General features: G+C 51.9%; 13 protein-coding genes, 1 tRNA gene and 1 riboswitch. All 14 genes read right to left on the bottom strand.

Annotated features, from left to right (window positions below; all coding sequences use genetic code 11):
- Positions 1-5: 5 nt before the first annotated feature.
- Positions 6-2,645, bottom strand: a complete 2,640-nt coding sequence (gene alaS, locus ACTNCH_RS05430) for an alanine--tRNA ligase (RefSeq protein ID WP_441016363.1) — start codon at positions 2,643-2,645, stop codon at positions 6-8.
- Between the two features lie 89 nt (positions 2,646-2,734).
- Positions 2,735-2,983: a kinase gene (locus tag ACTNCH_RS05425; RefSeq protein ID WP_441016360.1), complete on the bottom strand. Its 249-nt coding sequence runs from the start codon at positions 2,981-2,983 to the stop codon at positions 2,735-2,737.
- 1 nt (position 2,984) lies between these two features.
- Complete coding sequence (gene tyrS, locus ACTNCH_RS05420) at positions 2,985-4,217, bottom strand: tyrosine--tRNA ligase (RefSeq protein WP_441016357.1); 1,233 nt, start codon at positions 4,215-4,217, stop codon at positions 2,985-2,987.
- 508 nt (positions 4,218-4,725) lie between these two features.
- Entirely contained in the window at positions 4,726-5,514 is a 789-nt protein-coding gene (locus tag ACTNCH_RS05415) for an ABC transporter ATP-binding protein (protein ID WP_441016354.1), read from the bottom strand.
- A gap of 12 nt (positions 5,515-5,526) precedes the next feature.
- Positions 5,527-6,585, bottom strand: coding sequence for a FecCD family ABC transporter permease (locus tag ACTNCH_RS05410; protein ID WP_440321828.1), 1,059 nt, complete (start codon positions 6,583-6,585; stop codon positions 5,527-5,529).
- Between the two features lie 26 nt (positions 6,586-6,611).
- Positions 6,612-7,673 (bottom strand): ABC transporter substrate-binding protein, encoded by a 1,062-nt coding sequence (locus ACTNCH_RS05405; RefSeq protein WP_441016350.1) that lies wholly within the window; start codon positions 7,671-7,673, stop codon positions 6,612-6,614.
- A 136-nt stretch (positions 7,674-7,809) separates the two neighbouring features.
- Positions 7,810-8,027, bottom strand: a riboswitch (cobalamin riboswitch).
- Between the two features lie 115 nt (positions 8,028-8,142).
- Positions 8,143-8,214 (bottom strand) — tRNA-Glu (locus ACTNCH_RS05400).
- Positions 8,215-8,363: 149 nt separating this feature from the next.
- Entirely contained in the window at positions 8,364-9,605 is a 1,242-nt protein-coding gene (locus tag ACTNCH_RS05395; RefSeq protein ID WP_441016347.1) for a CapA family protein, read from the bottom strand.
- A gap of 117 nt (positions 9,606-9,722) precedes the next feature.
- Entirely contained in the window at positions 9,723-10,082 is a 360-nt protein-coding gene (locus ACTNCH_RS05390) for a PqqD family protein (RefSeq protein WP_441016344.1), read from the bottom strand.
- The gene (locus ACTNCH_RS05385; RefSeq protein WP_441017810.1) at positions 10,083-12,002 is read right to left on the bottom strand and encodes an OPT family oligopeptide transporter; all 1,920 of its coding nucleotides are present in this window, start codon (positions 12,000-12,002) and stop codon (positions 10,083-10,085) included.
- Positions 12,003-12,176: 174 nt separating this feature from the next.
- The gene (gene rnhA, locus ACTNCH_RS05380) at positions 12,177-12,653 is read right to left on the bottom strand and encodes a ribonuclease HI (protein WP_441016341.1); all 477 of its coding nucleotides are present in this window, start codon (positions 12,651-12,653) and stop codon (positions 12,177-12,179) included.
- Between the two features lie 177 nt (positions 12,654-12,830).
- Positions 12,831-13,862, bottom strand: coding sequence for an LPXTG cell wall anchor domain-containing protein (locus ACTNCH_RS05375; protein WP_441016338.1), 1,032 nt, complete (start codon positions 13,860-13,862; stop codon positions 12,831-12,833).
- Positions 13,843-14,088: a hypothetical protein gene (locus tag ACTNCH_RS05370; protein WP_441016335.1), complete on the bottom strand. Its 246-nt coding sequence runs from the start codon at positions 14,086-14,088 to the stop codon at positions 13,843-13,845. Before ACTNCH_RS05370 ends, ACTNCH_RS05375 begins: the two co-directional genes overlap by 20 nt.
- Positions 14,078-14,617: a hypothetical protein gene (locus ACTNCH_RS05365; protein WP_441016332.1), complete on the bottom strand. Its 540-nt coding sequence runs from the start codon at positions 14,615-14,617 to the stop codon at positions 14,078-14,080. Before ACTNCH_RS05365 ends, ACTNCH_RS05370 begins: the two co-directional genes overlap by 11 nt.
- Between the last annotated feature and the right edge of the window lie 2 nt (positions 14,618-14,619).

The raw sequence follows: 14,619 nt of genomic DNA, 5'->3' as shown, positions 1-14,619 counted from the left end.
GTTATTTATTTGATCTGCTCGGCTGCCACCTCAGCTGCCTTTGCAATGGCCTCGTCGATACCCGCCGGATTCTTGCCGCCGGCCTGTGCCATGCCGGGACGTCCGCCGCCGCCACCGCCTACAAGACCTGCGATAGCCTTAATCAGGTTGCCTGCGTGAGCGCCCTTCTTCTGCGCGCCGTCGGTTGCGGTAGCCATCAGGCTGACCTTGCCGTCTGTAGCGCTGGCCAGTACCACAACGCCCTCGCCCAGCTTTTCCTTCAGCTGATCGCCCAGATCCCTAAGACCGTTCATATCTACGCCCTCCAGCTTGGCTGCCAGTACCTTGACGCCGTTTATGTCTTTCACCTGATCCATTACGTCGCCCAGGGCATCCTTTGCCGCCTTGCTCTTCAGAGCCTCGTTCTCGCTGTGCAGCTCTTTGATCTCTGCCAGCAGATGCTCAATCTTTTCATTTAAGTTTGCCGGAGTAGTCTTGGCTGTCTTAGCTGCCTCCTGAAGCTGCTCCTCCACATTCTTATAATAAGCAAATACGCCGTCACCGGTCAGCGCCTCGATACGGCGCACGCCTGCCGCGATACCTGCCTCGGATACAATCTTGAATACCATGATCTGAGAGGTGTTCGCCACATGGGTACCGCCGCAAAGCTCCTTGGAGAAGTCGCCCATAGATACCACGCGTACCTTCTCTTCGTACTTCTCGCCGAACAGAGCCATCGCTCCGGTCTTCTTCGCTTCTTCGATATCCATAACGTCCGTCACAACTGGAAGCGCCGCCTGGATTTCCTGATTTACCAGCGCCTCTACCTTCTCGATCTCCTCCGGCGTCATAGCCTCGAAATGAGAGAAGTCAAAGCGGAGACGATCCGGTGTAACCAGAGAGCCCTTCTGCTCTACATGGCTGCCCAGTACCGTCTTCAGCGCCTTCTGCAGCAGATGGGTCGCGCTGTGGTTCTTGCAGGTATCCGCATGCTTCTTCGCTGCCACCTCCAGGGTTACCCGATCGGCTGCCTTGAACATACCCTTCGTTACGCGTCCCACATGGCCAATCTTGCCGCCGCGGAGCTTGATGGTATCCTGTACCTCGAACTCGCCGTTCTCGGAACGGATCACACCGGTATCACCCTGCTGACCGCCCATGGTAGCGTAGAACGGGGTCTCCTTTACGAAAATGGTTCCGCTCTGGCCGTCAGTCAGCGCCTCTGTCAGCTCGCTGTCGGTGGTCAGTACGGTAATCTCGGACTCTGCGGTCAGGCTGTCATAGCCTACAAAGGCAGAAGTCACCTTCGGATCGATCTGATCGTACACGGTAGCGTCGGCTCCCATGTAGTTGGTCACTGCGCGGGCCTCTCTTGCCTTGACACGCTGCTCCTCCATGGCTGCCTGGAAGCCCTTCTCATCTACGGAAAGTCCCTTTTCCTCCAGGATCTCCTTGGTCAGGTCTACCGGGAAGCCATAGGTATCATACAGCTTGAAGGTATTCTCACCGGAAAGCACCTTCTCGCCCTTTGCTTCCATCTCTGCTTCCATCTCTGCCAGAATGCTTAAGCCCTGGTCGATGGTCTTGTTGAATTTCTCTTCCTCCTGGTCGAGAACCTTGAAGATAAACTCTCTCTTCTCGTCCAGCTCCGGATATCCGTCCTTGGATCCCTCGATGACGGTCTCGCTTAAGTGCGCCAGGAACTTGCCCTCGATACCCAGAAGACGTCCGTGGCGGGCCGCCCGGCGGATCAGACGGCGCAGTACATAGCCCCGGCCCTCATTGGTGGGCATGATACCGTCGGAAATCATAAAGGTAGCGGAACGGATATGGTCGGTAATCAGACGGATCGATACGTCCTTCTGTTCGTCCTTCTTGTATTCGGTGTGAGCCAGCTCGCAGACCTTATCCCGGAGCGCTCTTACGGTGTCCACGTCAAAGATGGAATCCACGTCCTGCACCACGCTTGCCAGACGCTCCAGACCCATACCGGTATCAATGTTCTTCTGCTTCAGCTCGGTGTAGTTGTTGTGGCCGTCATTGTCAAACTGGGTAAATACGTTGTTCCAGATCTCCATATAGCGGTCGCAGTCGCAGCCTACGGTACAGCCCGGCTTGCCGCAGCCATACTTCTCGCCTCTGTCATAGTAGACCTCAGAGCAGGGGCCGCAGGGACCTGCGCCGTGCTCCCAAAAGTTATCCTCCTTGCCGAAGCGGAAGATCCGCTCTGCCGGAATCCCGATTTCCTTATTCCAGATGTTGAACGCCTCGTCGTCCTCCAGGTAAACGGACGGATACAGACGATCCTTGTCCAGTCCCACCACCTCGGTCAGGAACTCCCAGGTCCAGTGAATCGCCTCGTCCTTGAAGTAATCGCCGAAGGAGAAGTTGCCCAGCATCTCAAAGAAGGTGCCGTGACGGGCGGTCTTTCCTACATTTTCAATATCGCCTGTACGGATACATTTCTGACAGGTGGTCACTCTGCGGCGGGGCGGAATCTCCGCGCCGGTGAAATACGGCTTCAGCGGAGCCATACCAGAGTTAATCAGCAGAAGACTGTTGTCATTATGAGGTACAAGAGAAAAGCTCTTCATTGCCAGATGTCCCTTGCTCTCAAAAAATTCCAAGAACATTCTTCGAAGTTCATTTACGCCATACTGTTTCATTTGTTCCCTCCTAAGCCCATATCACGTTACACAGGCTCTTTCTATTCCATAATCTTTTTTATTATAAATTCTGGAATAGGGTTTGTCAATTACCAGCGCTTCATTTCCCGGATCAGCTCTTCCTCGTAGTCGCCGAGGACCTCCTGCTGACGGCCGCCGTGGTAGAGATTGGTCTCTGCGCCGCGCTCACCGTTTTCCTCAAACTCCCAGATGTGATAAGGAACGCCGCGGTAGGAGAAGTCAATGCTGCCAAGCCCGTCCTCCTCCGTGTATTCATATTCCCAGCCCTTTTCCTCCAGAAAGGCGCGGATGCGGGAAAGATACTGTCTTTCTTCCATATTAATCAGCCTTTACCTTGTGGTATGCCTTCTTGCCCTTGCGAAGCACCAGCGCTCCGTCGGCGTCCATATCATTGGTGGTAAATTTCTGGTACACATCTGTTACCTTTACATCATTGACCGTCACGCCGCCCTGCTGTACCAGACGTCTCGCCTCGGAACGGGTGGGAGCCAGCTTTGTCTCCACCAGAAGCGTCAGGATATCCTTGCCCTCGTCCAGGTCGGCCTTCGCATAGGTTGTAGTGGGCATATCGTCGGTCTTGCCGCCGCCTGCGAACAGGGCTCTTGCAGCCTCCTGCGCTTTCTTAGCTTCTTCCTCACCGTGTACAATCTTAGTGATCTCGTATGCCAGAACCTCTTTTGCGTGATTGATTTCCGCACCCTCCAGAGCTCCCAGGCGACGAACCTCGTCCATCGGCAGGAAGGTCAGAAGTCCCAGACACTCCTCTACCTTCACATCTTCGATGTTTCTCCAGTACTGGTAGAACTCGTAGGGAGAGGTCTTTTCCGGATCAAGCCATACAGCGCCCTTCATGGTCTTGCCCATCTTAATACCCTCGCTGGTAGTCAGAAGCTTGAAGGTCAGGCCGTAAGCCGGCTTGTTCTCTTTTCTCCGAATCAGCTCTACGCCGCCGATGATATTGGACCACTGGTCATTGCCGCCCATCTCCATCTGACAGCCGTACATCTGATTCAGCTTCAGAAAATCGTAGGACTGCATGATCATGTAGTTAAACTCAAAGAAGGTCAGACCCTTCTCCATTCTCTGCTTGTAGCACTCCGCGGTCAGCATCCGGTTTACGGAGAAATGCGCTCCCACCTCACGCAGGAAATCCACATAGTTCAGATCCAGCAGCCAGTCCGCGTTATTTGCCAGAATCGCGTTGTCGTTGTCGAAGTTGATAAAACGGGACAGCTGGTTCTTGAAGCAGTCCGCATTGTGCTGAATGGTTTCCTTTGTCATAATCTTACGCATATCGGACTTACCGGATGGGTCTCCTACCATGGTAGTTCCGCCGCCCAAAAGGGCGATGGGACGATGTCCTGCCCGCTGCATATGCATCATAGCCATGATGGTCAGGAAATGTCCTGCGGTCAGGCTGTCTGCGGTGGCGTCAAAGCCGATGTAAAAGGTTACTTTTTCCTTTCCGAGGAGCTCTCTTACCTCCTCCGGATGGGTACACTGCTCGATGAAGCCGCGCTCCATGAGTACGTCATAAATGTTTTCTGCCATTGTTCTCTTCCTCCTAATCTTAAAGTTACTCCACTGTGCAGGCCCTGGCTTTTTTCAAAGCCAGGGCTCACGGGCTTCGCCCTATGTTCGAGTCTCCATCCACATTTCCCATGCAAGCATGAAAAATGTGGATGGAGACTCAAACGCACAGCTCATTGCTTACGTGCAAAAGAAACCCCCGTCCCGTAAAAGGACGAGGGCTACGCTCGTGTTACCACCTTTTTTCATAAACAGCTCGCGCTGCTTACCTCTTCAAGTGCCAGCTATCGACACTCTAGCACGCTAACGGGTGCGGGATTCCGTCGCAGCCTACTTCCTGCCTCGGAAAAACGCTTCCGGAAATGGGTTCGGTGCGAAGCTCGGGGATGTATTCAAAATCAGGAGATACGCGCGCCTCTCATCGCCCGGCTGCTTTCTGTCCGCTCCCTCCGACTTCTACTTGTTCCCGTCAAAGCCTTTTGGTTTATGTGTAAATCTGCGTTTATTATAGGCAGAGAAGCGGATTTTGTCAAGCCCTTTTTCCGCTTTTGACCCAACCGGGCAGATAATAGATCTGGCGCTTTCCGGTGGCCGTATTGGTTGTGATCTGCGCTTCAATGCCAAAGTATTCCCGAATATTTTCTTTTGTGAGCACCTCTTCCGGCGTACCGTAGTCCACAATTTTCCCCTGGTACATGAAAATAATCCGATCGCAGTACAGGGCAGCCAGATTCAGGTCGTGAATGGACGAAAATACCGTCACTTCCTGCCCCTTTAAAATATCCATAATCTGATACTGGTAGCTCACGTCCAGATGGTTGGTGGGCTCGTCCAGCACGATAAAGGCGCTCTCCTGCATCAGCACCCGGGCCAGCAGCACACGCTGCTTCTCGCCTCCGGAGAGGCTTAAGTAGGAGCGGTGCTCATAGCCGGACAGTCCCACCTCCCGGAGACATTTCTCACAAAGCTTCCGATCCTCCGCGGAATCTCCCTGCAGGAATTTCTTCTTGGCATACCGGCCGAACATGACCATATCCCGCACCTCAAAATCAAACTCCACATGGTTTTCCTGCGCCATAACCGCCATTTCTCCGGCCATTTTCTTGAAGGAAAAATCCAGCACGTCCTTTTCGTTCAGAAAGACTGTCCCCCGGCCCGGCTTATAAGTCCGGTAGATATTCTTCAGAAGGGTGGATTTGCCGCAGCCGTTCGGTCCTACCAGGCCGACAAATTCCCCGTCCTTCACCTCCAGGCAGATTTGTTCCAGAATGCTTTTTCCGCCTATCTGATAATCCAGATTTTTTACCTGTAAACTCATAACCTGACTCCTCTACTTTTTTCCCATATTGCCCCGACGAATCAGGTACAGGAAGAAGGGCGCGCCGAAAAAGGCCGCTACCACGCCGATGGGCAATTCAGACGGGGCGATGATGGTACGCGAAATCAGATCGGTAAGCATTGTGAAGAGTCCTCCTCCCAGAATCGCCATGGGAATCAGGCGTCTGTGTCCGGATCCCACAAAACTCCGCATGATATGAGGCACCACCAGCCCCACAAAGCCGATCACGCCGCTGACCGATACTACAACGCCAGTCAGAATCGTGGAAGCCGCGATGATAACCAACTTCATTTTCCGCGTATCCACGCCCAGCGTCTCCGCCACATCGTCGCCCAGAAGCAATACGTCCAGCTCCTTCGCGAATAGGAAAATGACCACGATTACCACAACGCCAACCACCACCACATATCTCAGCTTGCTCCAGGTGGCTCCGCTTAAGGATCCTACCATCCAATAGAGCGCCATCTTCGTCTTATCCGATCCCGTATTGATTCCGTATACCATCAGATTGGTAAAGGCTGAGAACAGGGCCGAAGTCGCGATACCCGCCAGAACCAACTGCGTCGAGGTAATCCGGCCATGAATGGAGGCGATACTTAAAGACAGACAGATGGAGACAGCCGCTCCCATGGTAGCGCCAAAGATAACGGAATACCCGCCCATGAAGCTGAACCAGCCAAGCAGGATGGCACAGACTGCTCCGGCGGAAGCGCCGGAAGAGATGCCAAGTACATAGGGATCCGCCAGGGGATTTTTCGTCAGCGCCTGCATCAGGACGCCGCACAGAGCCAGTCCCGCACCTACGATAAAGGCCATCAGCACGCGGGGGAACCGGATATTCCAGATGATATTTTCTGTCTTGCCCTCCCAGGCAATTCGAAAGATATCCTTCCCGGAGATTTTATTTACAAGAATTTTGCCAATATCGCCTGCTGAGACGTTCACTGCGCCGATGGTTACGGATATGGTCAATACCGCGGCAATCAGCAGCAATACCAGCAACAGAGTCACAAGGAAGCGGCCTTTGCCCGACTTTACTGTTCCTTTCATAGCTTTCTCCCCTGTCTTTTCCCCTGTTAGAATTTATCCGGATACAGCTGCTCTGCAATGGTCTTCACTGCGTTGGCGCTTCCTGCGCTTCCCTGCATATCGCTGCAGCATACGGAGTAGATTCTGCCTTCCTTTACGGCGCGCAGATCCTTGGTGAATTCATTGGTCTCCAGGAACTCCCGCTTCTCTGCTACATCGTCTCCGGTATACTCCAGAATCAGAATCACGTCCGGATCACGCTCTACCACTTCCTCCCAGGAGGGCTTTGCCCAGCCTGCTTCGATATCATCGAAGATGGAGATACCGCCGGCCTTCTTGATGATATCGCCCGGCATACCCTGGCAAGCGGTAAACGGTACATCCTCTCCGGAATCATAAGCAAATACTTTTACCGGATTCTCATAGGCCTCATCGCCCAGAGCGTCCTGCACCTCCTGCAGGGTATCCTTCATAGCCTGCACCTTCTCAGCTGCCAGATCCTGCACCTTGAAGATCTCGCCCAGAGTTTCATAGTCCTTATACAGATCCGCAAAGGTTGCGCTGTCTGTGCATACATACGGGAAATACATGGCGATACCATTCTCATCGCAGAAATCCTTGTTGAAATTCTTATCGGAAAATGTGGAATCCCAGCCCATCAGGAAATCGCAGCCGGTTGCCAGCAGCTCTTCCTTGGACAGATTTGTCAGACCCTCGCCCGGGTTCATCAGCTGGGGAACCTGATCGCGGGCCGGATACTCAGAAGCCGTACTCCAGCAGAAGCCCTTGGTATAGCCTACCATCCGATCCTGCAGTCCCAGATCAAAGAAAAAGTCTGCCATCTGGTCACCGGAAGCTACCACAGCGGAGGGCATTTTGGTGATGGTGTACTCTACGTTCTCGCCCAATCCGGAACGCTCCAGGTTCAGGGTAATGGTAACCGGCTCATAGGCGTCGTCTGCGTCTGCAGTCTCCTTTGCCTCGTCGGTGCTTTCGGCAGCCTCTGTGTTCTCCTCTGTTGTGGTATCCGCAGCCTTGGAACCGCAGCCAGCCAGCAGGCTCGCCGCGAGACAGGTACTTAAGAGTACGCTTACTACTTTCTTCTTCATGTTTCTTCTCCTTCGTTCTGTATAATAATTTGTCCATAAAAAAGCACCCTCTGATCTATTCAAATCAGAAGATGCACCCGTATTCGGCATCCGGACGCACTGCGCCCTCTATCTTTCGCAAATGTCATGGACCGTGACAGCAAAAGCAGAATAAGCAGGTCTTCTGACTTACGCCGGCCTTATTTGTCTTCCTTCTTCCCGTCCCGTACCATTTCCTGTACCTTGCGGACAGTGAAGGAAAACGGCCCTGAAACTTCGCGCTTACAGCGGCGGCACCGCACAGGATTTACACCTGTTTCCCTTTTCACCGGCTCAACATTTCTGTTAGCCGACACTCACTCCGTTAGATATATTACCTATTTTCTTTTTTCTTGTCAAGCATCAAATATTGTTAATCCATGCCAGTTCCTTCCACTTCTCCACAGTGCGATAAAACAAAAAAGCTCCTGGATAACCAGAAGCTTTTCAGCAGTCGATAGGGGAATCGAACCCCTGTTTTCGCCGTGAGAGGGCGACGTCTTAACCGCTTGACCAATCGACCATTTCCTATGTTTTTGTGCCGCACCCTTGCGACTTGTTTAGTATATAATAAGGCAACAGGAAATGCAAGTGTTTTTCTCAAAATTTTTAATTTCTTTATATTTCACGTATTTTTTATATTTTTCTGATAATTTATACATCTTTTTTCTCTTACTCCCTGACGCTTCCATCTTCCCCTATCGTAACGCCGCCGAAGCACAGTCCCTGCAGGTTTCCGTAGAAGGCTGCCCGCCCACTGCCGTCCATCAGTCCCATCTGGTTGGCCGTACTGACACAAGGAATCACCCTTACCTCTATGCCGTCGTCTGTAATGGTCAGCTCTGCCATCATGGTTTCGTAGGTCCGGTTCGCGAAAATAAAATTGCCCAGGCTATAAAAAATCGGTTTCCCCTGATAATATTCAATCCCCTGCAGCACATGGGGGTGCGCGCCGATCACAGCGTCTGCCCCGGCGTCGATATACTGGCGGGCCAAGGACTTCTGATACTCCTCCGGCTCTGTGTTCCGCTCGATTCCCCAATGGACATAGACCACCACATAGTCGAACTGCTGCTTCGCCGCCTGTATCTCCCCCAGAAGCTTCGTGGGATCATAGGTGGTAAAGAGACCGGAATTGCTCCAGGACGCCGTCCAGGAATGCTCCGGAATCACACGGGTGGCTCCGAGAAAGCCGATGGTCCATCCTCCTGCCTCGATGGTTTTCAAGGCGCTGGCCTCCTCCAGGTTCTGCCCCGCTCCCACATGGAGAATTCCTGCCTCGTCCAACGCTTCAAGGGTCTCCTTAAGCGGGCCCCGTCCGTAATCCAGCATATGGTTATTGGCCAGTGTTACCACGTCCACGCCCAGCTCCGGCAGCAGGGACACATACTTCGGATCTACCCGGAAGGTATACTCCTTATCCTCCACCGCTTCGCCTGTGGTGCCAAAGGGGAATTCCTGATTCAGCATAAAGATATCCGCGCTGCGGGTGACAGACAGAAGCTCTGGGGCGGCCGCGGCCGAAGCCCCGTTTTTATCATATTTTTCCTGCAATATGTCGGTCAGGAACAGGTCGCCTGCAAAAAGAAGCGTGACATTCTCTTTGGGTTCGGCTGTATCCTGGGGAGCGTTCGGGGCTTCTTCCTCTAAAAAAACATCCGGATTTTCGGCGTCCGGATTTTCCCCGGCGTTGTCTTTCTCTGCGGGCTGCACCACCTGAACCGTCGGAACCTCCACGGAAAGTTTGCCCTCTTCTTTCGCATCTGCCAGAGTTTCCCCACTTTTTCCGGGCACGGAAAAGCCTTCCGCCGCCCACAGCACGCCTCCTACCAGAAGCGCTGTAAAAACCGCCAGAATGCTGACTGAGATATATTTTAACAGTTCACTGAAAAAAGAGCCTTTTCGTCCCGCCATCATTTCCGTCCCTTCGCTGACGCCGTTTCTTTTTCTATCTGATGTCTATTTTACCTGTTTCCAATGAAAAAGGCAACAGTCCTCCGGGAGGAAGGGCTGCTGCCAATTCTTAATCTTTTATGATTCTTTCTGTTTCAGCGGAGTACTGTATCCAATATAGTGATTCTGATACAGGATCTGGAAAAACCTTGTAAGACGCGGAAGAAGCGGTTCCGCCTTTTCCCCATAGCGTTCTTTTACCAGAAAGCTGATATCATAGATGGTCCGCTGTCCATCCATCTGCTGCCATACAAAGCTGCCGTACTCGTCCAGGCTGATATAGCTTACTTTGGGCCGCTTGAAAAACTTCTGTGCCAGCCGGTTATAGAAGCCCTTATTCTGTACTTCTATCTCCACCTGCTTCTTTTCATTCAGCTTCCAGTTGTAGCCCGGCGCGCAGACCGGCACATAATCCAGATAATTTTTCTTTTTCTTCATTTATTTCTTCTTTCTACCAATGGTAACCTTGAACAGGGTCGCAGTCAGCAGCGCAAAGAATACCAGACCACCAATGTTGCTGTTGATCGTAGTACCGGATACGATGGTACCCAGGAAATCACCCAGGGAGCCGTCTGCCATCGGAATGATAGCGAAGACTGCCAACAGAATACCAATCAGACCCTCGCCTGCGATCAGACCGGAGCAATACAGCACGCCGTTGTCGATCATATCCTTCTTTGCCTTCTCGTCCATGCTCTTACGCTTCTCAAGGAAAAGACGAACCAGACCACCGATCATCATCGGGGTGCTCAGGTGAATCGGCAGATACAGACCTACCGCGAAGGGAAGTACCGGAATGCCAAGAACCTCAACAACAATACCGATGAACGCGCCTGCGAATACCAGGTTCCAGGGCAGGTTGCCGCCCATAACGCCTTCAACGATCATCTTCATCAGAGTTGCCTGCGGAGCCGGAAGCTCTGATGAACCGTAGCCCCATGCCGCGTTCAGCAGGTACAGAATACCGCCGATGGCAATGGCAGACGCGATAACACCAATCAGCTCACCAATCTGCTGACGCCAGGGTGTCGCTCCTACGATGTATCCGGTCTTCAGGTCCTGAGAAGTATCGCCTGCAATCGCTGCTGTGATACAGATTACGGAGCCAATCGCAATGGCTGCTGTCATACCAGCCTGTCCAACCTGACCGGTAGCCTTCAGAATCATAGCTGTTATAAGCAGGGTCGCAATGGTCATACCGGATACCGGGTTGTTGCTGCTTCCGATCAGACCTACCATACGGGAGGATACGGTTGCAAAGAAGAAACCGAAGATTACGATCAGGAACGCGCTGAACAGATTTACCGGTACAATCGGCACCAGCCAGATAATCAGTGCAAGCGCTACGATACCGATAACGATGAACTTCATGGAAAGATCCTTATCAGTACGCAGGTCGCTGCCGGTGCCGCTCTTGCCATAGCCCTTCATAGCGTCGCGGAAGGTGCGAACGATCAGCGGCAAGGATTTGATCAGGCTGATCACACCGCCTGCTGCTACGGCGCCTGCGCCGATATACTTGATATAGTTGCTCCAGATGGCAAAGGAACCGCCCGCTGCGTACAGCTCTGCAACGCTTACCTCTGCCGGGAACAGGGTTACATTCTGACCGAACAGAACGATCAGCGGCATCAGTACGAACCAGCCCAGTACACCGCCTGCGAACAGGTAGGAGGAAATCTTGGTGCCGCAGATATAACCTACGCCAAGCAGCGCCGGAAGTACATCGATACCGAAACCGGATCCTTTATAAGCCGGAATCTCATAATGAACCTCGCTGGGGAACAGCTTCAGTCCATCTGCTACAAATTTGTACAGAGCCGCGAGACCCAGACCCTTGAATACGATACCGGCCTTGTCTCCGCCTTCCTCACCTGCCAGAAGAACCTCGGCGCAAGCCTGTCCTTCCGGATAAGGAAGTACGCCATGCTCCTGTACAATCAGTGCCTTACGAAGGGGAACCATGAACAGTACGCCCAGGCAGCCGCCAATCGCAGCGATAATCGCGATCTCAGGCAGAGACGGCGCGCTTGTCCCCCACTCGGCAGCCCAGAGGAACAGGGCCGGCATCGTGAAGATAGCTCCTGCCGCTACAGACTCACCGGCAGAACCGATGGTCTGAACCATATTGTTTTCAAGAACAGAATCCTTCTTCAGGATCACACGGATGACACCCATGGAAATAACTGCAGCGGGAATAGATGCGGAAACAGTCATACCAACTCGAAGTCCCAGGTATGCGTTTGCGCCGCCGAACAGAACAGCCAGCAGAATACCAAGGATCACAGAGGTTGCCGTAAACTCCGGAAGTGTTTTCTCAGCCGGAACGTAGGGCTTAAAATTGTTATCACTCATAATTACTCTCCTTTTCTTCACTCTCCGGCCTGTTTCTCCCGTCAGCGCCTTCAAGCTAGTGATTTTGCTATTTTAGCATATCAAAGTAACATAATGCAATGCCTTTCCCGCATTTTCATAAGATTTCTACTCTTTTACAAAAAATATTTCACCTTTTTCCTTCGTTTTATACATATTTTATCCAAGCAGGCCTTCGTCCTCTATCAGATCTCCGCCGTCTGCCGCCGTGGTGGCAAGCTGATCGCAGCGCTCGTTCTGGGGGTGGCCATCATGTCCCTTAACCCAGATAAATTCCACCTGATGGGGCTCCTTCGCCTTCAAAAGCCGCTTCCACAGGTCTACATTCTTCACCGGGCCGGAGCTTCCCTTCCAGTTTTTTCTAAGCCAGTTATCCACCCAGTGCCTGTTGAAGGCGTCCGTCACATATTTGGAATCGGAATACAGCTCCACCTGGCAGGGCCGCGTCAGAGCCTCCAGACCGGTAATCACCGCCATCAGCTCCATTCGGTTGTTCGTGGTTTTCCGGTAACCCTGGCTGTATTCCCGCTCATGAAGCTGTCCCTTGCCGTCCGTATAATGCAGCACCACGCCATAGCCTCCGGGACCGTCGGGATTGCCTCTGGCAGCACCGTCTGTATAGATCTTTACAAGCATTTTTTCGTCCTCCCTGTTTTCTTCTGTTCCTGATTATAGCAGTTCCCGCCGGTTCTTGCAAATCTTCCACCAGTCCGAAAAGCCCGGGCGCAAAAAGGGAGCCGCCGCTCCATAGATGAAAAGCTCACATCTATAGAGCAGCAGCCCCTCTTATAAGCCCTGCTTATCGGCAGAAAGCTACGCTTCTTTCTTTCTGCGGCTATATACGATACAGCCTGAAATTCCTGCAACTGCCAGCAAAAGCACAGCAAACGGCAGCATACTGTTGCTGCTGTCTCCCGTCTTCGGACTGGTCAGCGCCGCTGCCTGACTACTGTCCACCACAATGGCAACCGGAGACAGGGAGTTCAGCGTAAAGCTTACCTGATCCCCCTTAACAACCGGCGTAATATACTCCGGCGTGTTACCGTCCACAAAATGTACGACCGTTGCCTTTTTACCATTCAGTCCCTTCACATTCACGGTAAAGGTCAGCGGGAAATTCACTTCGTCCACCGTCACATCATAGAACCACTTCACCTGTCCGGGCGCCTTGGTCTTATCGATCTTATCTATTAAACTCTGCTTATAAGAATCAGACAGAGTCCAGAAGGTGGTATGGGACTGTACATTTTTTCCTGTCCCCTCCTGAACAGAGCCTGCGATCGGCGTGCTGTCCGTCACCTTCGTCAGATTTGTGGAACCGGAATGAGATCCGTCATTATCCGAACTGCCTGCCGGGACACTGCTGCTTTCACTGCCGCCGGTGCTTCCGCTTCCGCCAGTGCTTTCACTGCCACCGGTACTTCCGCTTCCGCCGGTGCTTCCCGTCACATCTCCTGCTACCAGTGCATAGGTCGAGCAGTGCTTCAGGGGTACCTCTACTGTTTTATTCTTCACATTTACCAGCTTGCCCTCTGTCAGCTGGTTCGCGTCATCAACATAATTCCAGGTGTACTCACCATCTTCCAGATTAACCGGAATGGTAACGGTTGCCTTGCCCGGGAGCTTACCGCTGTGGGCAAAGTCGATGGCGTAAGCCACATCATTGCCTACCGTTTTCTTTACTTCATCTGTCGCTTCCGTTGCGCCAAGGGTAACTGCCGCTGCCGCGTCCGGGTCAGTAATATCGCTTACCGCAAATTTATAGCTCAGATCTCCATAGGAAAATGTCACTGCTGCTTCCTGATCTTTCTTCTGGTTCAGCTGTTCAAATACTTTTTTTTCCAATCTGCGGATTGACTGCCTTGCCGCTGGCATCCTTATCTTCCGCAATATCGACTTTCACATTTGCCTTATCTCCGGCAGTCGCAACAGCTCCGGAAATGACTGTTTCCACTTTTGCAGCGTCGCCGTTTGATTTCAGGGAAACATTTGCCGGAGAAGTATCCTCTGCAGAAGCTTCCGGCATAATATAATAAAGACCCGGATCGTTAATTGCTATATCAAATGACACCAATCCCTCTTCCTGGATATACCAAGTCTGATTTCCATCCTTTTTCCCCATCAAAAGAAGCTATCTGTTTTCCACTCTCTGCATGAACCATAACAGGGATTTTTCCGCCTTGTGTATATGGCACATCGTCCACATATGTCCGATATCCCTTTCCAAAAAAATAAATATTTGTATTTTCAAGACAATCATATACTTCAAAGCCAAGTGTGGTAGGTTCTGTGATCTTTCTACTATTTATATATAGTTCACTGCCATCATTTCCTTTTGTACATGCCAGTAACTGAAATTCTATATTGTAGTCCTCTCTTAATGTCTTTATAATTTCATATGCCTTGCTTGTAACCGGAACTTTTAAAGACGGAATTATCTCCCCCTTCTTATTACATTCCATTACACAATGCCAAATACCATTTTCTACGTTTTCAGCCTTCTCTTTTTCAACCTTAACCTTTACAAGTTCCAAAAACTGTTCCAGTATGCTTGCATAATCTTCCGGTGTATTGCAATCCTTAAAATCTGTTTCGTCCACAT

The sequence above is a fragment of the Candidatus Merdisoma sp. HCP28S3_D10 genome (genome assembly GCF_052065835.1).
Classification (GTDB): domain Bacteria; phylum Bacillota; class Clostridia; order Lachnospirales; family Lachnospiraceae; genus Laedolimicola.
The sequence above is the reverse complement of the archived record's forward strand: the minus strand, read 5'-3'. Positions and strand labels throughout refer to the sequence as shown.

What these genes read in the sequence shown, in the direction of transcription:
- alaS (WP_441016363.1), bottom strand. Translation starts at nt 2,645, where the DNA reads ATGAAACAGTATGGCGTAAATGAACTTCGAAGAATGTTCTTGGAATTT.
- ACTNCH_RS05425 (WP_441016360.1), bottom strand. Translation starts at nt 2,983, where the DNA reads ATGGAAGAAAGACAGTATCTTTCCCGCATCCGCGCCTTTCTGGAGGAA.
- tyrS (WP_441016357.1), bottom strand. Translation starts at nt 4,217, where the DNA reads ATGGCAGAAAACATTTATGACGTACTCATGGAGCGCGGCTTCATCGAG.
- ACTNCH_RS05415 (WP_441016354.1), bottom strand. Translation starts at nt 5,514, where the DNA reads ATGAGTTTACAGGTAAAAAATCTGGATTATCAGATAGGCGGAAAAAGC.
- ACTNCH_RS05410 (WP_440321828.1), bottom strand. Translation starts at nt 6,585, where the DNA reads ATGAAAGGAACAGTAAAGTCGGGCAAAGGCCGCTTCCTTGTGACTCTG.
- ACTNCH_RS05405 (WP_441016350.1), bottom strand. Translation starts at nt 7,673, where the DNA reads ATGAAGAAGAAAGTAGTAAGCGTACTCTTAAGTACCTGTCTCGCGGCG.
- ACTNCH_RS05395 (WP_441016347.1), bottom strand. Translation starts at nt 9,605, where the DNA reads ATGGCGGGACGAAAAGGCTCTTTTTTCAGTGAACTGTTAAAATATATC.
- ACTNCH_RS05390 (WP_441016344.1), bottom strand. Translation starts at nt 10,082, where the DNA reads ATGAAGAAAAAGAAAAATTATCTGGATTATGTGCCGGTCTGCGCGCCG.
- rnhA (WP_441016341.1), bottom strand. Translation starts at nt 12,653, where the DNA reads ATGCTTGTAAAGATCTATACAGACGGTGCTGCCAGAGGCAATCCCGAC.